The 18,680-nt window shown below is 73.8% G+C and carries 14 protein-coding genes and 1 pseudogene; 5 read left to right on the forward strand and 10 right to left on the reverse strand.

Features of this window, described 5'->3' with window-relative positions:
* The first annotated feature begins 169 nt into the window (after positions 1-169).
* Positions 170-871 (forward strand): response regulator, encoded by a 702-nt coding sequence (locus ACGFIR_RS24700; protein WP_393147394.1) that lies wholly within the window; start codon positions 170-172, stop codon positions 869-871.
* A gap of 866 nt (positions 872-1,737) precedes the next feature.
* Positions 1,738-2,268 (forward strand): pyridoxamine 5'-phosphate oxidase family protein, encoded by a 531-nt coding sequence (locus tag ACGFIR_RS24705; RefSeq protein ID WP_393002757.1) that lies wholly within the window; start codon positions 1,738-1,740, stop codon positions 2,266-2,268.
* 277 nt (positions 2,269-2,545) lie between these two features.
* Here ACGFIR_RS24705 and ACGFIR_RS24710 read toward each other — a convergent pair whose 3' ends face one another.
* Positions 2,546-3,115 carry a hypothetical protein gene (locus ACGFIR_RS24710; RefSeq protein ID WP_393147396.1) on the reverse strand — a complete coding sequence of 190 codons (570 nt, stop codon included), beginning with the start codon at positions 3,113-3,115 and terminating at the stop codon, positions 2,546-2,548.
* A gap of 492 nt (positions 3,116-3,607) precedes the next feature.
* Here ACGFIR_RS24710 and ACGFIR_RS24715 point away from each other — a divergent pair, with 492 nt between their 5' ends.
* Positions 3,608-4,303: a DUF2306 domain-containing protein gene (locus tag ACGFIR_RS24715; RefSeq protein ID WP_393002761.1), complete on the forward strand. Its 696-nt coding sequence runs from the start codon at positions 3,608-3,610 to the stop codon at positions 4,301-4,303.
* Between the two features lie 47 nt (positions 4,304-4,350).
* Here ACGFIR_RS24715 and ACGFIR_RS24720 read toward each other — a convergent pair whose 3' ends face one another.
* Both ACGFIR_RS24720 and ACGFIR_RS24725 read right to left on the reverse strand, forming a co-directional pair.
* Positions 4,351-4,734, reverse strand: a complete 384-nt coding sequence (locus tag ACGFIR_RS24720) for a VOC family protein (protein WP_393002763.1) — start codon at positions 4,732-4,734, stop codon at positions 4,351-4,353.
* Between the two features lie 251 nt (positions 4,735-4,985).
* On the reverse strand, positions 4,986-6,278 hold the full coding sequence (locus ACGFIR_RS24725; RefSeq protein ID WP_393147398.1) for a sensor histidine kinase: 1,293 nt from the start codon (positions 6,276-6,278) through the stop codon (positions 4,986-4,988).
* Positions 6,279-6,477: 199 nt separating this feature from the next.
* Between ACGFIR_RS24725 and ACGFIR_RS24730 the strand changes: the two genes are divergently transcribed.
* Positions 6,478-6,885, forward strand: a complete 408-nt coding sequence (locus ACGFIR_RS24730; protein ID WP_393002767.1) for a hypothetical protein — start codon at positions 6,478-6,480, stop codon at positions 6,883-6,885.
* 96 nt (positions 6,886-6,981) lie between these two features.
* On the opposite strand, the gene ACGFIR_RS24735 is transcribed toward ACGFIR_RS24730, so the two are convergent.
* The 6 genes from ACGFIR_RS24735 to ACGFIR_RS24760 all read right to left on the reverse strand — a co-directional run bounded on the left by ACGFIR_RS24735 (position 6,982) and on the right by ACGFIR_RS24760 (position 16,206).
* Entirely contained in the window at positions 6,982-8,049 is a 1,068-nt protein-coding gene (locus ACGFIR_RS24735) for a DUF2855 family protein (RefSeq protein WP_393002769.1), read from the reverse strand.
* Positions 8,050-8,137: 88 nt separating this feature from the next.
* Entirely contained in the window at positions 8,138-10,339 is a 2,202-nt protein-coding gene (locus tag ACGFIR_RS24740) for a transglutaminaseTgpA domain-containing protein (protein ID WP_393147729.1), read from the reverse strand.
* A gap of 116 nt (positions 10,340-10,455) precedes the next feature.
* Positions 10,456-11,610, reverse strand: a complete 1,155-nt coding sequence (locus tag ACGFIR_RS24745) for a DUF58 domain-containing protein (RefSeq protein WP_393147401.1) — start codon at positions 11,608-11,610, stop codon at positions 10,456-10,458.
* Positions 11,611-11,622: 12 nt separating this feature from the next.
* Positions 11,623-12,618, reverse strand: a complete 996-nt coding sequence (locus tag ACGFIR_RS24750) for an AAA family ATPase (protein WP_393002773.1) — start codon at positions 12,616-12,618, stop codon at positions 11,623-11,625.
* Between the two features lie 27 nt (positions 12,619-12,645).
* Positions 12,646-15,273, reverse strand: a complete 2,628-nt coding sequence (locus ACGFIR_RS24755; RefSeq protein WP_393147403.1) for a fibronectin type III domain-containing protein — start codon at positions 15,271-15,273, stop codon at positions 12,646-12,648.
* Positions 15,274-15,429: 156 nt separating this feature from the next.
* The gene (locus ACGFIR_RS24760; RefSeq protein ID WP_393147731.1) at positions 15,430-16,206 is read right to left on the reverse strand and encodes a fibronectin type III domain-containing protein; all 777 of its coding nucleotides are present in this window, start codon (positions 16,204-16,206) and stop codon (positions 15,430-15,432) included.
* Between ACGFIR_RS24760 and ACGFIR_RS24765 the strand changes: the two genes are divergently transcribed.
* Complete coding sequence (locus ACGFIR_RS24765; protein ID WP_393147745.1) at positions 16,205-17,815, forward strand: hypothetical protein; 1,611 nt, start codon at positions 16,205-16,207, stop codon at positions 17,813-17,815. The two genes, ACGFIR_RS24760 and ACGFIR_RS24765, sit on opposite strands and share 2 nt — an antisense overlap.
* A 569-nt stretch (positions 17,816-18,384) precedes the next feature.
* Here the strand turns inward: ACGFIR_RS24765 and ACGFIR_RS24770 are convergent.
* A pseudogene (locus ACGFIR_RS24770) lies at positions 18,385-18,555 on the reverse strand (hypothetical protein); the annotation flags it as partial.
* Positions 18,556-18,680: the final 125 nt, after the last annotated feature.

Genomic DNA, 18,680 nt, shown 5'->3' on the forward strand with positions numbered 1-18,680 from the left:
CGGCGACAGTGCAGGTCCGGCCGGGCCGTTTCTCGGCGGCGTGGCCGAAAGTCGTGCCGCGCGTGGGCGTAGCGTGGGCCGCGCCCGCCCGCGCGGCCCGGGCCGAATCCGCCGCGGCGGTGTCGGACCCGTCCGCTGCCGGCGGCGAACCGTAAGGACCAGGAGGCTCATGTCCCGCAGCAGTAGGTCGGTGGGCGTTCTCGTCGTCGACGACCAGGTGCTGATCCGCGCCGGCCTGGCCGCCCTGCTCCGGGCCGCTCCGGGGATGCGGGTGGTGGGCGAGGCCGCCGACGGCGCCGAGGCGGTGGCCGTGGCAGCCGCCACCCGGCCCCACGTGGTCCTCATGGACATCCGGATGCCTGGCCTCGGCGGGATCGCGGCCACCCGTGAGATCATCGCCGCCGCCGGGGACGATCCGCCCCGCGTCCTCGTGCTGACCACGTTCGACACCGACGAGTACGTCTACGACGCGCTGCGGGCCGGGGCCAGCGGTTTCCTGCTCAAGGACACGCCCCCGGAGCGGCTGCTGGCCGCCGTCGCCACCGTGGCGCGCGGGGACATGCTTTTCACACCCCGTGTGGTCCACCGACTCGTCGAGTCCCTTGCCGCCTCCGCCGCGCCGCGACCCGATGCGGCGCCGGCCCTCGACGTCCTCACCGGACGGGAGCGGGAGGTGCTGCGGCTGGTCGGCACGGGCCTCGACAACTCGGAGATCGCCGGGCGACTGATGATCGCGGAGGCGACCGTCAAGACCCATCTGAACCGGACGATGGCCAAGCTCGACCTGGCCAGCCGGGCGCAGGCGGTGGTCCTGGCGTACGAGTCCGGTCTGGTCCGGCCGGGCGAGAGGGCGTTCAGCGATCTGCCCTAGCTGCATGTCCTGCCCGCTTTTTAGGCGATTTGCTCCGCACGCTGCGCTTCTTCGCTCTGCAAGCGCGATCAGGGAGTCGGTTTGGTCGGCAGTCAGGGCGGTGTTCCGTCTGGTCTGGGAATACGCGCCAACCTCCCTGAAAGAACGGGAGGTCGGCGCGAATGGCGCTGTCTGGTGTGGTTGATCCGACTGGACGGGCGGAAGGCGTTACCCGGGTGAGTTGCCCGAAGCGCGTCGGGGCCGATGGAGCCCGACGTTGACCGCTCGGCGGTGGGCCCCGCTGACCTGCGGTTCACCGGCCAGCCCGCCCTCCGCGCGGAATTGCGAGTGGTTTTCGACGCGATTCTGTGCGTGCAGCGACCGGTATCGCCGGGAAAAGCCGCCCCGCGACTTCTCCTCGTGCCGCACGGTGCATGCCTACTGCGCGACCGGCGTCATGAGAGGGGCCTGGCGAAATCGGACACGGGCTGACCGGGCGGGGCCGGGTCGAAGAAGGATCGCGAGCCGAGGAGCCACCCGACGAAATGAAGCGCGGGTTGGGTGGCGGCTGCGATGAGTGCCCCGCCGCCTAGCCCGCGACCATAAGCCCTCCCCGCTGGCCGTAAAGTCATGATCCACTTTGCCGAGACGGCATCCTGGCCAACCGCATAACCGGCGAAAGCGCACCAACTTGGCGAGTGATCCGCTAACCCCACAAGGCGCGAAAGGCATGAATAAAAACGCTCTCTCAGGCAAAGCCGAAATTCGCTGTCCGCCCCGACAACCTCGCCCTCAGCGGACGCGGCCACCCCGTCCGCGAATACAGTCGGATAGTTTGCACTTCCTTGCCCATAGGCCCGTCGGCAAACCTGTGGCAGGATTCGATGATGAGCGCCATCGAAAACACAGTCGACGCCCTTGAGGTATTGGCGCAGGGCGATCCGAAACTGCTCCATACCGAGCTCGCGCAACGCCTGCTCCACTCGGCCATCCCAGCCCGGATGGCCTACACGTCGACCGATGGCTCGCCGAGGGTCATCCCGGTGTGGTTCCACTGGACCGGCGAGGAGATCGTGACAGCCGCCAAGATCGCCGGCCCGGGCGTGCGCCGTCCAGCGCGCCGCATCGCGGCCCTGCGGGCCAACCCGCACGTCGCCATCACCATCGACACAGAGGAGTTCCCACCGGAGATACTCCTGATCCGGGGACTGGCCACTGTCGACGAGGTCGCCGGCGTCGTCGACGAGTACGTCCTCGCCACCCAGCGGTACGTCGACGCGGAGGTGGCCAGCGCCATCCTCGGGTTCGTGGGCGGCGCGGGCACGCGGATGGCGCGGATCGCGGTGCGTCCCACCTGGGTCGGCCTCCTCGATTTCCAGACCAGGCTGCCCAGCGCCCAGGTGGCCGCCACGGAGTGAACGGTCAACGGGTCCGAGCGGCGAACGACGAGGCGGACAAGCGCGCGAGCGTGGAAGTCGGGCGCGTCGTCGGCTGATGTCGACGCGCGACCAGGTGCCGACGGGGCGGCCTCCGTCGCCGTCGGACTTCCCGTGACCGGCGTCTCCACGTACGCCAGGACCGTTCGCCAGCACCCGCCGGGACGCGCATCGAAGTGCGCGGACCGGCGGGTCGTCCCTCGGCGTCCGCCTCGGCCTGGAGCGGTGCGAGCCGCGTGGCTGCCCGGCAGTGGGACCGTCAGGTGGTGACGGTGACGGCGATCACCGGCTGGGCGCGGGTCAGCGGGGTCGTGACGCAGTCGCCTTGAAGGGCGACGCCCGACACGACGGTGCCGGTCAGGCCGCCGGCGAGGGTGGCGGGGAGTGGGGCGATGCCGGTCTCGGTGAATTGTCCGGCGATCGTCTGCATGCCCGCCGTGGTCGGGACCTTCAGCACGAAAATTCCGGTGAAGACGGCTTCGGCGCAGGAGCCGACACCGTGCAAGGCGTCGCCGAAGTGGCCAGGACCGGTGACCGGTCGGCCGTTGACGGTGCCGGTGCACACGGCGGTGCCGTTCGGCCCGTGGCTGGTGACGACCTGGTGGCGTGGCTCCATGGTCAGGCCGGGGTACAGGTTGATGGTCAGGGTGATCGAGCAGGTCAGATCGGCGTCGACCGTTGTCTGTGGCGTCGCGGCGGCGGGGGTGGCGGGCGCGACGCAGAGCGCGGCTGCCGCCAGGGTGAGCAGGCGTGGCGCACGCCGCATACGCCGGCCCGGGGTGCTCATCATTAATTCCTCCTGTGAAGGTCGACGGTTCGGGTTGGGCAATTTACCACGCAGACCACTGAAAGCACGGTCGTCGTGGCGACAAACGTTTATGTTCCGATTGCCCGGCCGGTGGACGCATACCGGATTTACCCCGAAGTAGTCACTTGATCGCGGTGGTAAATCGACATCCAGGCGGTCATCCCGCCAAAAGTAAAGTCGGTTGAATGCGGCCGGGATGCGTTGAGTGGGGCGGGAATGAGCATTTTGTTGGGAAGGTCGGGGCGGGGCGGCGCTGCCAATCCAGGCGTGGCGGGCGCGCCCAGCGGAACAGGACGTCACGGACCGGTGAATGGTTCTCCATGCCCGTGTCCCCCGTGCGGCCAGACCTCGCCGCGCGGGCCGAAGTGCGCAAGAAAGAAGATGCGCGCGGTGGCCGGTAGCCGCACGATCAGCCCAACATCCAGCTCGGATCATGCCAGCCGAGGCAGGGCGGGCCCTACGTCATGACGAAGCAACCTGCCGAAGAGCTGCTCGCACGGAAAGGAACGCCGGATGTCCCAGCAGATCGAAGCCGCGCAGGCCGAGGTTGACCGCGCGTCGGGAACTGAACGGCCGTGGTGGCGGCAGCCACCGATGATCGCCCTGTGGGTGCTGGTGCTGGCCACCCTGATTTACATCTGGTCGAACTACATCGCACTCGACCGCAGCTTGGCGAAGGTGCAACTGCCGGCCGCGTACCCGCTGAAGTATCCCATGGTGATCGCGCACATCTTTTTTGGCTCGGTCGCGTTGGTTGCGGGATCGTTCCAGCTATGGGGGACATTTCGGCGCAGGTATCCGACGGCGCACCGTTATCTCGGGCGGGTCTACGTCTTCGGCGGGGTGCTGCCCGGGGCGGTCTCCACTGTGGTGCTCCTGGGCTACACCGGCGGGCCGGGATTTGTGGGCCGCAGTGCGCTGGGGACGCTGTGGGTGATGACGACCGGGATCGCGTACTACATGGTCCGGCGCCGCCGGTACGCCGAGCACCGCCGTTACATGATCTACAGCTACGCGCTGACGCTCGACGCCTTCAGCGTCCGGGTGCTGGCCCTCGTCATCCCGGCGATCATGGGCTTGCAGAACCTCGACCCGACCATCTTCGTGGAGAGCGTCTCCTGGCTCGGCTGGCTGTTCAACCTGCTCGTCGCACACTGGTGGATCGAGCGCACCCGCCACCCCCAGCGCAAGGCCGTGCGGCCGGCCTAGATCTCCCGTACCCCATCGGAACTGCCCAGGGCATCTGCCGGAGCCGGTCACCGGGAGCTGCCCTGGAGTTCCTGGACAGGACGGGACAGCAGACAGAACTCGTTGCCTTCAGGATCGGCGAGCACGACCCAGCTCACGTCGGAGGGCTGTCCCACGTCGACGCGTCGCGCGCCGAGGGCGAGCAGCCGGTCGAGCTCCTCCTCAGTGGAGACGCCGTCGGCGCGCAGATCGAGGTGCAGCCGGTTCTTGATCGCCTTGCCCTCCGGCACCGCCACCACGTCGATCATCGGCCAGGAACGGTCGGCGGCCGCGATGGTGATCACCTCGTCGTCCTCGTCGACCACCTGCCAGCCGAGAACCGCGCACCAGAAGTCGGCGATCGGTCGTGGTCGTACGGCGTCGATGGCGATGACGGCGAGGCGGCTCGGCATGCCCTCATCTTCACCCACCCGCGGCGGCCCGGCAGCCCCGAAGGGTGGCGCGCCGTCGATCGGGCCTCAGGCGCAGGACGTGTCGGCCAGATCGGCCGGTCGGCGGGCCCAGTCCGGGATCCACACGTCATCGCATGTCTGCGGTCCTGAGGCTCGCAGGTGGTCCCGCAACGCGGTCAGCACGGGATGTTGGTCCCCGGTGCGCATGAGCAGCATGTGCGGGTACCGTCCAGGTGAGCGCGCACGCTCCGCTAGGCGGCCCGGACCGGGGGCGACGGCCGCCGACCGGTGACGAGCGGGCCCGCTCCTGGCTCTACGCCCGTATCGGCCGCGCCGACCGCCGGCTCGTGCCTGTCGGGTAGGACGACTCCGACGGGCAGGCTGAGGGTGACGGTGAAGCCGCCGCCCGGGGCGGTGCCGGCGTAGAGGCTTCCGCCGTACAGCCGTGCCCGCTCGCGCATGCCGGCGAGACCGTGGCCGTGCGCCGGCCCGCCAGGCGCCCCGGGACCGTCGTCGGCGACCCAGATGGTCAGCCGCTCCGACTGGCCGTAGTCGAGCGTCACGCTCGCCCGGGCGCCGCGCGCGTGCTTCAGGACGTTCGTCAACGACTCCTGCACCACCCGGTACGCGCACAGGTCCGCCCCCGGTGGCAGCGGGCGGGGCGAGCCCACGACCACCACCGTGACCTGCACGCCGGCGGCCCTGATCCGCTCGACGAGTTCGTCGAGCCGGCCCAGCCCCGGTGCGGGGTCGCGGCCGTCGCCCTCGCCTCGCGGGTCGGTGTCGGACACCCGGAGCAGGGCGAGCATCCGGCGCATCTCCTCCAGCGCTTCGTGGCTGCTGTCGGCGATGGTGTCCAGTGCCGCGCCCACCGTCGGCGGATCGGTGGCGAGGACGTACCGGGCCAGGCCGGCCTGCACCGAGATCACCGACATGTGGTGGGCGACCACGTCGTGCAGCTCGCGGGCGATACGTATCCGTTCCGCGACGACCGCGCTGCGGGCCCGGGCCTCCCGCTCCCGGCGCAGCTCCTCGGCCAGGGCGAGCAGTCGGTGGTTGCGGTCGGCCAGCCGTCGGGCCCCGGCCCCGAACAGCCAGGCCACCAGAGTCGCCACCAGCGCCTGCGCGAGCGCCGTCCACGGCGTGTAGACCTCGATCACCATGCCGCTGTAGAAGATCACCGTGGCCGTCGCCGCGGCCCCCGGCACAGCGTTGCGGGTGGGACGCGTCGCGGCCACGGTGTACATCGCGAGCAGCGGCCCGAACAGGTTCAGGCTGGGCACGTAGCCGAGGTTGAGGAACCACGCCACCGCGGCGCAGCAGGTCAGCAGGACGGCCATCGGGGCGCGGCGGCGTGCCGCGAGCGGGATGTTGGCCAGGCAGGTCAGGACCAGCGCGGCGGCGTCGAACTCGCGGAAGCCGGGCAGTTGGTAGTCACGCCCCATCCAGGCCGTGACCGTCACGATGGCGGTGGCGACCGCCGCGTCGACGACCGTCGCGGGCACGTCATGCAGTCGTTGCCGGAGCCGCTCACGGTGTGACACCGGTAGATCCTAAGTGGCCGATGCGACGCCCGGCGACGGTGACGGGGCCGGTGTGTCAGGTACCGCGCCGGTGGTAGGTGCGCGCTGGTCCGTACCGCGCAGGTGGCAGCGGAAAGCCAACTCGTCGGTTGACGCCCGCCACGGAACGTTGCGGAAGTATTCCGGCCAGACCGATCCCGACGGAGGTACGACCATGAGGATGCGCCGGTTCGTCGCGGCCGTGACCGCAGCGGCAGCCACGACGTTCGGTGCGGTGGCTGTTGCTCCGGCACCCGCCCAGGCGGCGACCAGTTGGAGCCTGAGCGGCACCGTCGGGGACGCCTACGGCGTCTGGGCGCACGGCACCTGGTGGTGGTCCGGCGGGCGCCTGTACCTGGAGGTGAAGGTCAAGGACACCGTTGCCGACGGTCGAGCGGCCATCTTGATCCTCAACGCCGAGTACAACGACGGCGGCACGCGGAGCGAGACCGTGATGAACCGCGGCGGGTCAGGCACGACCGTCACCCGGGAGTTCAATTTCGCTGGGAACGTCACCAAGATCATGGGGTACGAGTGCGCCCTGGCCCCCGGCGAGGGCTACGTCGGCCCGGAAGCCCGAATCTGGTGACGCGAATCGTTCGACCGCCGGGGTGCGGTCTCCCGCACCCCGGCGGTTGGGGTAGGCCCTGCTGAGGCCGGTGGCCGACCTCATCCTCCGGGCCGCTCACAGCCGGACGATCTGACCCACGCGTGGCGGCGTCCGGCCGGCGAGCGTCTCCGACCAGGCGCGTCGCAGGGCCTCGGAGCCGGTGTCGACCCGGACGTCGAGCCACCCGTCCACGACGCCGGTGAACCGCTGCCAGGCTTCGGCGAAATGCCGGTCGAGCCCGTCGCGGCCCCATTCCTGGCGGCGCTTGCGGATCCGTACGGGCGCGAAGAAGACCTCCCCGGCGGCGTCGGCGTTCGGGGTCTGGGTGGTGAGGCCGACCGCGACGTCCCGCACGAGCAGGTCGCCGAGGCGTGCCCGTAGGGCGGCGCGGGTGGCGGGGGAGCCGGACAGGTCGAGATAGACGGTCGGTACGGCGTCGAGGGCGGCGATGTCGTCGTAGGTGAGGACGTCGTCGTAGCAGCCGAGGGACTGCGTGAACGCGAGGTTGCCGGGGGAGGTGAGCCCGATCAGGCGGGGGCCCCGGCCGTGCAGTTCGAAGGCGGCGGCGTACGCGGTCTTGCTGGAGGCCGACGACAGCACCAGGGCCGTCGCCCCGTAGAAGTCGTCGTCGACGACCTGGTCGGCCAGCATGAAGGAGGTGAAGAACAGCGGCCGGAAGAGGACCAGCAGGTCCTCATGGTCCGCCCGGTACGCCGGGTCGCCGGTGGTCGACCGGTACCCGTTGTACGGCGAGGGCAGGTCGGCCCGGTGCTCGCTCGCGTCGCGGAACCCGGCAGCGTCCACGCGGTCCGGACGCACCAGGAGGTGGCCCGCCGGCGGGAGGTAGCCGTAGACCCGCTGCCCGACGGTGACCCCGTCGACCGCCGACGCGACCACCTCGGCGAAGCCCCACAGCGGCGGAAGTCCCCACTGTGGTCCGAGCCCGCGGGGGCCGGGCGGGAAGAACTGCCAGTAGCGCATCGCGTCGCCGAGCACGGCGTAGGTCACGTTGTTGGCGGTGAGGCCGACGCGGTCGACCCGCAGCAGCGCCTCGCCGTCGTTCGGGGTGGGCGTCGTGCCGTCGACGAGGGTGGTCCGGCTCAGGTCGTCGCGGGCCACGGCGAAGGTCCAGGAAGCAGGCATGATGCGACGCTAAGCAGCCCCCGAGGCCGAGACAAGTGCACTGTGAGTGCAAAATCCCACTGTCCGACCGGGTTGACGGAGCGCGGACTCAGCGGGGCCAGCGCAGGGGACCGGGGCGTACCGACCAGAGGAGCCGGCGCCACCAGGGGCGGGCGGCGCGCAGCGCGGCGACGTACTCGCCGGCCGTCGCCACCGCCCGGGCCGCCTGCTCCGCGCTGGCCGTACCCGGGGCGAACGCCGTCTGGTTGAACAGCCCCGCCAACTCCTCGACGCCGGCCTCGGTGGGGAGGACGGCACGGGCATGGGCGGCGATCTCGGAGGCGGAGAGGTCCTCGCCGATCGGGCTGCCGGCCAGCCGCAACGCGTCGGTGACCTCCCGCCAGGCGCCGGCGATGCGCTGGCCGGGGTCACCCCGCTCGAACCGGGTGCGGGTCAGCACGCGGCGCATCAGCAGCAGCGTGAGCAGGGCGGCCACGACCAGCAGCAGGGTGCCGCCCGTCGCGCCGCCGACCAGCAGCGCCGTCGACGGTCCGGCGTCGGCCGGCCGGCCCGGCGCGGCCACCGGCTCCGGCGGCACGGTCGGCTCGGTCGTGGGCTCCGGCACCTCCGACGGGGGCGGGTCCTCCGGCGTCGGGCGGAAGTCCTCCTCGACCGGGCGCGGCTCCTCGTCGGGGCGGGGCAGCGGGTCGAACGGCACCCAGCCGAGGCCTTCGAAGAGCACCTCCGGCCAGGCGTACGCGTCGCCGGCGCGGACCGGACCGTCGGCGGCGGGACGGAAGCCGACCACGACCCGGGTCGGCAGACCGGCCAGCCGGCCCAGTACGGCGAACGCCGCCGCGAACTGCTCGGAGGTGCCCCGCTGGCCGCCGGCGTTGCGGGGTCCGAAGAGGAAGAAGTTCAGGTTCGGGTACGCGTGCCCGCTGGGCGCGTCGGCGACGAGACGGTAGTGCTCGGCGAGGAACTGCTCCACGGCGGCGGCCCGGGCGTACGGGGCGCCGTTGGACTCGGCGAGCTGGGCGGCGAGGCGGCGCAGCGGATCGGGTACCCCGTCGGCGACCCGCAGCACCCGGGCCACCTCCTCACCGGCCGGCACCTCCGCCGTGGCGAGCAGGTTGGCGTCCGGTGTCTCCAGCGTCGACGTCACGCGGTAGCGCAGCCCCGGGAGCAGCCCCTCCGGCCGGATGAGCGTCCCCGTCGTCGGGTCGTACGCCACCCGCGCCCCGGTGACCTCGCGCGGGGTGGCGACGGCGGGCAGCAGCCGGCCGCTCAACCCGGCGACGGTGACCTCCTGGCGTACCGTCTCCACGGTGCTGTCGCCGGCCGGCGCCGTCACGGGCAGGATCCGCCCGGCGTTGCGGTAGGTGGCGCCGACCCGCCAGGTCACCCCGTCGTAGTCGCTGAGCACCGCCAGCCGGATCGGCACCGGGCGGGCGGTGGCGGCCGGCGCGGGAGTCGCCCCCGGCTCGGACGCCGGCACGGGGATCGGCGGGCCCGACCGTTGCGTGCGGACGTCGAGCAGCTGCTGGTCCGGGTGCAACGCCCAGCCGGAGATGCGGATGAGCGGGTTCTCGTCCAGCGTCTCCACCTGCGGCGGCTCCACGTACCGGCGGGGATCGACCGGCCGCCCGTCGACCTGGCCGGCGAGCAGCGGACCGAGCAGCGCGACCAGCCCGACCACCACCGCGAGGCCGGCGGCCGAGGCGGCGGCGAGCCGGGCCCGCACGGCTGCGCGCACCGCCGGCGCCAGCCCGGCGGCCGGATCGGCGCCGACCGCACGGCGTGCCGGAACCGCCAGGCCGAGCAGCGCCACGGCCACGAGGGCCAGCGTCGGCCCGATCGCGGGATCGGCGTTCGGGCCGACCACGTAGAGCGCGGCGGCGTAGAGCAGCACCGGCGGCAGGTAGCCGAGCAGCACCCGGCCCGCCCGCATCGCCACCTCCGCCGCGGCGAGACCGGCCAGCCACGCGGCCACCAGCGGCACCAGCACCGTGTCGGGGGTCGGCTCCACGGGGATCATCGCCGTCAGCAGCCGGGGGATGCCGTTCGCGGCGGCGTCCGCGGTGACCTCCGCCAGGCTGCCGGGCAGTTCGGCGCGGGTCGCGGTGAGCCGCAGCGACCAGGCCGTCCAGCCGAGCATCGCGAGCACCGAGACCGGTGCGACCAGCCACGAGGGCAGCCGGCGGGCGGCCACGCTGACCAGCACCGAGCCCACCGCCGCCCCGAGCACCAGCCAACTCAGCAGCGGGCCGGCGTAGACCCGGCCGAGCACCGCGCCGGCCAGGCCGATCATCGCGATCAGCGCCAGCGGCACCGGGACCGGGACCGCCCGCAGCGCCCGCCCGAGCGCCCGCATCACCCCGGCCGCCCCACCGCCACCGGCTGGTTCGGGGGCGCCGCCGGCCACCGTCACCACCTGCGCACCCCGTCCCACTCGGCGGCGAACGCCGCGCCGTCCGCGGCGTCGATCACCACCAGGCCGGCCGCGCCCGACGGCGCCGGCTCCGTCGCCCCGAAGAACCCCACGACCACCGACGGGTACGCGGCCCGCAGCGCGCCCACCGCACCCAGGTCGTCACGGCCACCCGGCCCGGTGAGGAAGACCAGCGTGTCGCCGAGCCGCTCCCGCCGCAGCCGGGCGGTGGCGGGCTGGAGGTCGCCCGCGTCGGCGAGCCCCGCCGCCGCGAGCCGGTCCAGCGGCCCGTGCGCTCCCACGTCGTCGCCGGCCGGTTCCGGGGCGACCAGCAGCAGCACCACCGGCAGCGCCTCGCGGTACGCGGCGACCAGCACCGAGGCGGCGGCCTCGCACGCCGACTCGAACGACTCGGCGACGCCGTCGAGGCGTTCCGGGTGGGCGACCGCCCGGTTGTCCAGCAGCACCACCAACCGGGGCAGGCTGGTGTCCACGTTCTCCCGCACCATCAGCTCGCCCACCCGGGCGCTCGTGCGCCAGTGCACCCGGCGCAACTCGTCGCCGACCACGTACTCGCGCAGCGAGTCGAAGGTGATCGACCCGTGTGGCACCTTGTCCACCCTGCCGTCCAGGCTGCGCCCCGCGCCGGTGGGCACCGCGTTCAGCGGGTGCACGCGCGGGTGCACCCAGACCGGCACCGTGCCGCCGTACGGGCGGGCCAGCGCCACCAGGCCCAGCGGGTCGCGCCGGGTCACCCGCAGCGGCCCCACCGGCACCACCCCCCGCCGCGTGGTCGGCACCTCGTAGCGGACCGTGGTGTCACGGCCCGGCCGCAGCCGCAGCAGCGGGACCGGGACCGTCCGGTCCCCGCACCGGTCCTCGGCCACCAGGCTGGCCGCCCGCAGCCGTCCGGCGTTGCGCACGGTCAGGGTCATGGTCGCCGGCTCGCCCCGCGCCACCCGGTCCGGGTCGGCGCTGCGGGTCACCTCCAGGCGGGGCCGCCAGGCCGCCGACAGCACGGCGTAGCCGACGGCGATGCCGGCCGCCGCCCCGAGCACCGTCAGCTCCGGGTACGCGAAGCGGAAGCCGACACCGAGCAGCACGACGGCGGCGACGAGCAGCCCGACACAGCGGGCGGTGAGCGCGGACACCGGCGTCGCCGGTCAGCCCTGGACCGGGGCCGGCCGGCCCGAGGGCAGCGGCACGGGCACCGAGGCGACCGCCTGGCGCAGCACCTCGGCGGCGGTCACCCCGCGCACCTGCGCGTCGGGGGTGAGCAGCAGCCGGTGCGCGAAGACCGGCTCGGCCAGGGTTTTCAGGTCCTCCGGCATGATCCAGCCGCGCCCGTCGATCAGCGCGTACGCGCACGCCGCCCTGGTCAGTGCGATCACGCCCCGGGGACTGACCCCGACACGTACCTGCTGATGGTTGCGGGTGGCCGCGGCCAGCCGCACCGCGTACGCGTAGAGCGGCTCGGCGATGTGCACCCGGCGGGCCATCCGGACCATCTCCCCGACGGTGGTCGTGTCGGTGACCGCCGTCAGCGCCTCGGGGGAGCGGACCGTCGCCCCGCGCAGCACCTCCACCTCGACCGACTCGTCGGGGTAGCCGACGGAGAGCTTCACCAGGAACCGGTCGAGCTGGGCCTCGGGCAGCCGGTAGGTGCCGTCCATCTCCACCGGGTTCTGGGTGGCCACCACGAGGAACGGCTGCGGCACCGGGTGCCGGACCCCATCGACGGTGACGGTGCGTTCCTCCATCACCTCCAGCAGCGCCGACTGGGTCTTCGGCGACGCCCGGTTGATCTCGTCGGCGATGACGATGTTGGCGAACACCGGCCCCGGGTGGAACTCGAAACCGCGGGTGGCCTGGTTGAAGATGGTCACCCCGGACACGTCGGAGGGCAGCAGGTCGGGGGTGAACTGGATGCGCCGCCACTGCCCCTTCACGGTGGCGGCGATGGCCCGGGCCAGAGTGGTCTTGCCGACCCCCGGCACGTCCTCCAGCAGCACGTGCCCCTGGGCGAAGAGCGCCGTGAGCGCCAGCCGGACGACCTGCGGTTTGCCGAGCACCACCGCGTTGACGTTCTCGGCCAGCTTGGCGGCGAGGGCGGCGAAGCCCTGCACCTCCGGCTGGGTGAGCGGTTCTGGGGGGTTCACGGCGGTGGTGCTCCTTGCCTGGGTGGGTCAGCAGGTGGGCAGGACCTTGATGTCGTCGCCGCCCTCCAGGTTGAGCCAGGCCCAGGGGATGTAGTTCCTGCCCCTGTACTCGACCTGCACCCACCAGGTGCTCTGCTTCTGGTTGTTGTAGATCCAGGAGTCGACGTGCTCACCCGACTTCCTGCAGTACGCCTTGAGTCGGGTGCCGGGCTTCGCCCAGCCGACCTGCCGGTCGTTGTCCTGCCGGGGCACCGAGAAGATCTCGTTGCCGTTGCGGCCGTCGACGTCTTTGTCGCAGTACGTGCGCTGGTCGCCGTCCGGCCCGTTGCGGCAGGTCGCGATCCCGTAGAGGGCGCCGGTGGCCTGGGCGCGGGTGGCGGTGCCCTTGCCGGCGGCGTTGCTCGCCGTCACGGTGAACGTGTACTTCGTGCCCGGGGTCAGGCCCGTCATCGTGATGCTGGAGCAGTTGCCGGTCTTCGCCGGCTCGCCGCCGGTGCCCAGCGAACAGGTGGCCTTGCCGCCGCCGGCGTCCACGGTGAACGTCACCGTCGCCGAGGTGGCGGTGGCCGAGGAGCCGGTGACGGTGATCCGGGGCTCGGCCACCGTACGGGCCGTGGTGGTGGCCTCCGGGCCGGGTCCGGCCTCGTTGACCGCCCGCACCTTCACGGTGACGTTCTGGCCGTTGCCCAGCCCGTCCACGGTGGCCCGGGTGTCGGTGACCTCGCTGCCGCGCCCGCCCACGTCCACGAGGTACTTCGTCACCGGGCGGCCGTTCGCCGTCGCCGGGGACCACTGCACCGCGACGGCGCCCGGCCGGTCGGCCACCGTGCTCGCCCGCAGCTCGGCCGGGCGCTCCGGGGCCGCGTACGGCACGACGGTGTTGCTCACCGGCGAGGCCGCCGAGCCGGCGCCCCGGTCGTTGACCGCCACCACCGTGAACGCGTACTGCGTGCCGTACTCCAGCTCGCCCGCCGGCACCACCAGCTCGGTCCGGCGGGACTCGCCGGCGGGGGCGTTGGTGCCCGCCGAGGTGGCCGTCACCACGTACTTGGCGATCCTGTTGCCCTGCCCGTTCGCGGCCGGCCACTTCACCAGCACCGTGCCGTCCGGACGCTCCTGCGCGGTGACGGCGGCCGGCGGGTCCGGCACCGCGGCCGTCGGCGTCACCGGATTGCTGGTACGCGCGGGACCGTCGCCCTTCGCGTTGACCGCGTGCACCGAGAACCGGTACGTCTCGCCGTTGGTCAGGCCCTTGATCTCCACGGCCCGCTGGTTGGCGCCCACCTGCACGCGCTGGCCCGCGCCCTGCACCACGTACCGGACGATCTCCGCGCCGTTGGCCGGGGCCGGCCGCCAGCTCACCCGCGCCTGCGCGTTGCCGGCGGCGGCGGTGACGCCGCGCGGCGCGCCCGGCTTGCCGACCTCGGGCTTCTTCGGCGGAGGCGGCGGCGGGGGCGCCGGTGGCGGGTCGCCGCCGAGCACGTCGTTGGCGTACTTGTCGACCTCGCGGACCTGGTGCCGGTCGTCCACCACCTGCGCGGTGGCCGAGTCGGGGGCGTTGATGAACAGGTGGTTCTCCCGCACCTCCAGCTCCAGCGGCCCGGTGCCCCGACCCCGGATGGTGCCGACGAGCTGCCCGCCGGAGTCGAACGCGTAGACCGTGCCGGACGCCTCGTCGGCGCAGTAGTAGCGGCCGGCCCACGCCACGGCCGGGCTGAGCTTGTCGCCCGTGCCCGGCACGGTGAACGCCCGCACCGCGCCGCCGTCGTCGACCACGTGCACCCGCCGCTCGCCGGGGACCGTCACGGGCACGTCCGGCCCACTGGTACGCGCCGGCAGGGCGCCCGGCGCGGTCATCGTCAGCGGCGTGGTGCGGACCTTTCCGCGCTGCACGGTGACCAGCGCCCCGGCGGTACGGTCCAGCACCGCGACGCCGTCGTCCAGGGTGGAGACGACCAGCTCGTGGCTCGCCGCCGCGACGTCGTACGTCTCGACCTTCTTCGGGCTGAGGCCGGCCCCGGCGGGGGCCGCCGACGCGGGCGCGGAGGGCAGCGGCGCGGCCGTGACCGCCGAGACGGTGCCCTCGCTCGGCACCGCGATCCACAGTCGTCCCTCGCCGTCGAAGGACCCACCGGTGATGCCCGGCGGGTAGCGCACCGGCTCGCCGACGGGGGTCAGCGACCGTGGGTCGAGCTGCCGGACGACGCCCTGCACGGCATCGACGACGAACGCCGCGTCCTCGTGCAGGGCGACGCTGACGCCCAGCCCCGGGGTCGTCGGGGTGGTGGCGGTGATCTGGAGGGTGGCCAGGTCCAGCGAGCTGACCTGGCCGGTGTTCAGGTCCCGCAGGACCAGCAGCCGGTCGGTCTGGGCGACCTGCACCGGGTGCCGCCGGGCGCCCGGGACCCCGACGCGGGTGTCGACCCGCGCGGTGATCCCGTTGACGCGGGCCAGCTCGCTGCGCGCCGCACTCCACAACCAGGAACTCGCGTCGTGGCTCGCCACCGCGTTGTCCGCCGCGCCGAGACCGTGCACGGTGAGCCCCATGGCGGCGAGCAGCGCGGCCACCGTCGCGATGGTGACGAGCCCGCCGCGCATCCGGCGGGGCCGGGGACGCGGGGAGCCGGCGGTTCCGGCATCGTCGATGGTGGCCACTACCGGCTGCCTCCCGTGTCGTCCCTGGCAGGTGGCGCGCCATGTCCGGCGACCCTCCCCTGAGCCGGCTGCCATCATATGGCCCGGTCGGAGGCGGGGAAACCCGCACCGTCCCCCTGTCGACACCCAGCGTGTGCGCCACGCCGTAGTGGACGGTCAGCTCGACGGCGTGTCGTTCTCCCGTTGCGTGCAGACCTGCCCGGACGTGGCGAACGAGTTGGTCGAGTAGACCGCCAGCACGGTGAAGCAGTAGTCGACCCGCGAGTTCAGGCCGTTGACCGTGTAGCTGGTCTGGCCCGGGTCCACGGTGGCCATCACGCCCAGCGCCTGCCCGACCCGCCCGCCGGCGACCATGAACGGCACTCCGCCGCCCGCCGGGTCCGTCCAGTTGAGGGTGACCGTCGCCGACTGGTCCTTCAACGTCAGCCCGCCCGGCGGGGGACCGGCGGCGGTCGCCGAAGATCCGGGGGCGGCACCCGGCGAGGCGGGCCCCGCCGGCGGTGCCGCCTCCCGGTTGAGCAGCAGCACGCCCACGCCGACGACCGCCGCGACGGCCAGGACCGCGACGACCACCGCGACGATGACCGCCGTCCGGTTCCGGCCGCCCTCCTCGGGCTCCGCCATCATCGGGTACGCCGGTGGCGGCGGGACGAGGGGCGCGGGCGGGGAGGCAGGGCGGCCGGCAGGCGTGCCGGCGCGCACCGGCTGCGCCTTCATCGGGAACGTCTCGTCGATGTCGAGGTACGCCGGCGGCAGGTCGTCGACCTTCTCCCGCTCCGGCTCGACCGGCTCCACCTCCCCCCGTTCCCGCTCGGACTCCGCCCGTTCCAGTTCCTCCTCGACGTCCGTGTGGTCGGCGTCGACGCCGGTTTCGGTCGCCGGGCCCGTCAGCGCCTGCGGCGGGGCCGTGCTGCTCCACGGCGGCGCGGACATGCTCCACGGCGGTGCGCTGACCGACGGGCCCCCGGGCGGCGCGCTCACCGGCTGCGGTGGCGCGCTGAACTGCGGCACCGGAGCAGGCGGCGCGCTGACCGGCGGCGGCATCACCGACGGCGGTGGCGGGATCGGGGGCAGCGGCGGCGAACTGACGCCGCGCGGCGGCGCGCTGAAGGGTGGACTGCTCGTCGGCTGGACGGGCGGTGCGCTGACAGGCGGCGCGGGCGGTGCGCTGACCGGTGGGCTGCTCGTCGGGTGGACGGGCGGCGCGCTGACGGGCGGCGCGGGCGGTGCGCTGACCGGTGGGCTGCTCGTCGCGTGTGCCGGGGGCGCGCTGACGGGTGGCGCTGGGGGTGCGCTGACGGGTGGGCTGCTCGTCGGGTGTGCCGGTGGTGCGCTGACCGTCGCGGCGGGTGTCGCCGGCGGCGGCGCGTCGGCTGGTGGCACCTCGGACGACCGCGCGGGGCTGACCGGCGCATCCATCCTGGCGGAAGCACCGGCGGCGCGAGCGATCTCCTCGGCGAGCAGCGGCTCGATCTGCTTGACCTGGATGGTCGGCTTGGCCCACCCGGGCGCCGGACCGGCCGGGCGCTCGGGCACCTCCGCCTCCGGACGTGCCGCCTCCGGACGTGCCGCCTCCGGACGTGCTGCCTCCGGACGTGCCGCCTCCGACGCGGGAACGACCGGTGCCTCGACGGAGGGCCTGGCGGGCCGCGCGGGCTCGACGGCAGTCGCCGCTGGCTCGAAGGGCGGCGTACCCACCGACGACGGTGGGGTGGCGGGCGGCTTGCTCGCCGCCGCCGACGGAGTTGCGGGCGGCGTGCTAGCCGGCGACGAGGGGGTTGCGGCCGGTCCCGCGGGCGGGGCGCTCACCGACGGCGGTGGGGCCGTGGTCGTCGTACCGGTGGCGGCCGGCGCTTCGGCTGCGGCCGCCGAGTGGCGTGGGGTGGGCGGAGCGGGCGGTGCCGCGGTCGTCGGCGACGACGGCGGGGCCTCCGGTACCGGCATGGCGGGCGGCGGAGCTGTCCTGGGGGACGGAACGACCGAGGCCACCCCGGCCGCCGCCGGCGGGGCGGGGCGGGGCGGGGGCTGCGGCGCCGGGGTGGACGGGCCCGGCTGGGCCGGACCGGGGGGAGGCGCCCAGGGGGACTGTGGCGGCGCCGGTGCGGGGCGTTGCGCGGGAACGACCGGAGGCGGCGGTACGGGCAACTGCGCCGGGGCGGCGGTGGACGCCGGCGGCACGATCGGGGGCGGCGGTATGGGCGCCACCGGGGTGTGCGGCTGCGCCGGGGCAGCCGCCGAGGTCGGCATGGCCGGAGGCGGCGGTACGGCGGCACGGGCCGGCCCCGGTGGCGCGGGCACGACTGGCGGCGGCGGGATCGTCGGTGGTGGCGGAATCCGCTGCGGCGGAGCGGCGTACGGGGTGGCCTGCCCCCGACCGGGAGCATGGGGTACCTGCGGTGGGGCTGGTACGTGCGGCGGTGGCACCGGCGGGGCCCAGCCCTGCTGGGGCGGGGCGGGCACCACAGGCGGGGGCGGAACCTGGGCGGCCTGCGGCGGGCCCGGGTACGGCTGCGGTGGTCCGGGCGGCACCTGCGGCGCGTAGTCGACCTGCCGGGGCACGTACGGAGACGCCGCAGGGTGTGGCGCGGGAGTAACGGGGGTGGCCCGCCCCACGCCGCGTACGCCCGGAACGGGTGGCGGCGGGACAGATGGGTTGTGCGGGTGTGCCGGCGCGGCAGGCGGGCCACTGGCGACGTGCGGCGGGACCGGCTGCGCGGACGGCGGCTGCGGCGGGCCGACCGAGGCCGGCTCGTGCGGTCGCCAGGCGGTGGAGAGCACCGCCAGCGACATCGTCGGCTCGGAAAGCGCCGACGTGGCGGGCCGCGCGAGCGGTGGGGCAGGCTGAGGGGCGGGAGCGGCGTCGCCGAGATACTGCCGTGCCGTGCGTACCGCCGGGTGGTCGACGCCGAGCACGGCGGGCCCGAGAGTGGCGACGCGGGTGTAGTTGCGGCGCGCCTCGTGGCGGTTGCCCAACTCGTCGGCCACCGCCGCCAGTTCGAAGGAGATCGCCAGCATCAGCGGATCGGACGGCGGCCAGAGCCGCTCGCCGTCGGCGAACGCCTCCTCCAGCACCCGGCGGGCGGCACCCGGGTCGTCCGCCTCCCGGTGCAGGCGGGCCAGCAGGTGCGCGGTGCTCAGCACATCCGGGTGATCCTTGCCGTACGGCGGTCGGGCGGAGCCGACGGCGTCGGTGAGCAGTCGGCGGGCGGAACTGAGATCGCCCGCGGCGCGCAGGGCGAGGGCCCGGTGCTGCACGGCGGCCAGGGGAGAGGGATGGGACACGTGGCCATGCTGCCGCGTGAGGCCCGCCGGACGCTACCCAGGCTCGCCGCTTTGTCACGGTTCGCGCGCGGCGAGAAGCCTTTCGACCTGGGTTGCTCCACCCCACGGAAGCCGATGTGCATGAT

The organism is Micromonospora sp. NPDC049051 (assembly GCF_043197575.1).
Lineage (GTDB): Bacteria > Actinomycetota > Actinomycetes > Mycobacteriales > Micromonosporaceae > Micromonospora.

What these genes read in the sequence shown, in the direction of transcription:
- ACGFIR_RS24760 (WP_393147731.1), bottom strand. Translation starts at nt 16,206, where the DNA reads ATGTCCGCGCCGCCGTGGAGCAGCACGGCCCCGCCGCAGGCGCTGACG.
- ACGFIR_RS24765 (WP_393147745.1), top strand. Translation starts at nt 16,205, where the DNA reads ATGCTCCACGGCGGTGCGCTGACCGACGGGCCCCCGGGCGGCGCGCTC.
- ACGFIR_RS24715 (WP_393002761.1), top strand. Translation starts at nt 3,608, where the DNA reads ATGTCCCAGCAGATCGAAGCCGCGCAGGCCGAGGTTGACCGCGCGTCG.
- ACGFIR_RS24705 (WP_393002757.1), top strand. Translation starts at nt 1,738, where the DNA reads ATGAGCGCCATCGAAAACACAGTCGACGCCCTTGAGGTATTGGCGCAG.
- ACGFIR_RS24720 (WP_393002763.1), bottom strand. Translation starts at nt 4,734, where the DNA reads ATGCCGAGCCGCCTCGCCGTCATCGCCATCGACGCCGTACGACCACGA.
- ACGFIR_RS24700 (WP_393147394.1), top strand. Translation starts at nt 170, where the DNA reads ATGTCCCGCAGCAGTAGGTCGGTGGGCGTTCTCGTCGTCGACGACCAG.
- ACGFIR_RS24730 (WP_393002767.1), top strand. Translation starts at nt 6,478, where the DNA reads ATGCGCCGGTTCGTCGCGGCCGTGACCGCAGCGGCAGCCACGACGTTC.
- ACGFIR_RS24740 (WP_393147729.1), bottom strand. Translation starts at nt 10,339, where the DNA reads ATGATCGGCCTGGCCGGCGCGGTGCTCGGCCGGGTCTACGCCGGCCCG.
- ACGFIR_RS24735 (WP_393002769.1), bottom strand. Translation starts at nt 8,049, where the DNA reads ATGCCTGCTTCCTGGACCTTCGCCGTGGCCCGCGACGACCTGAGCCGG.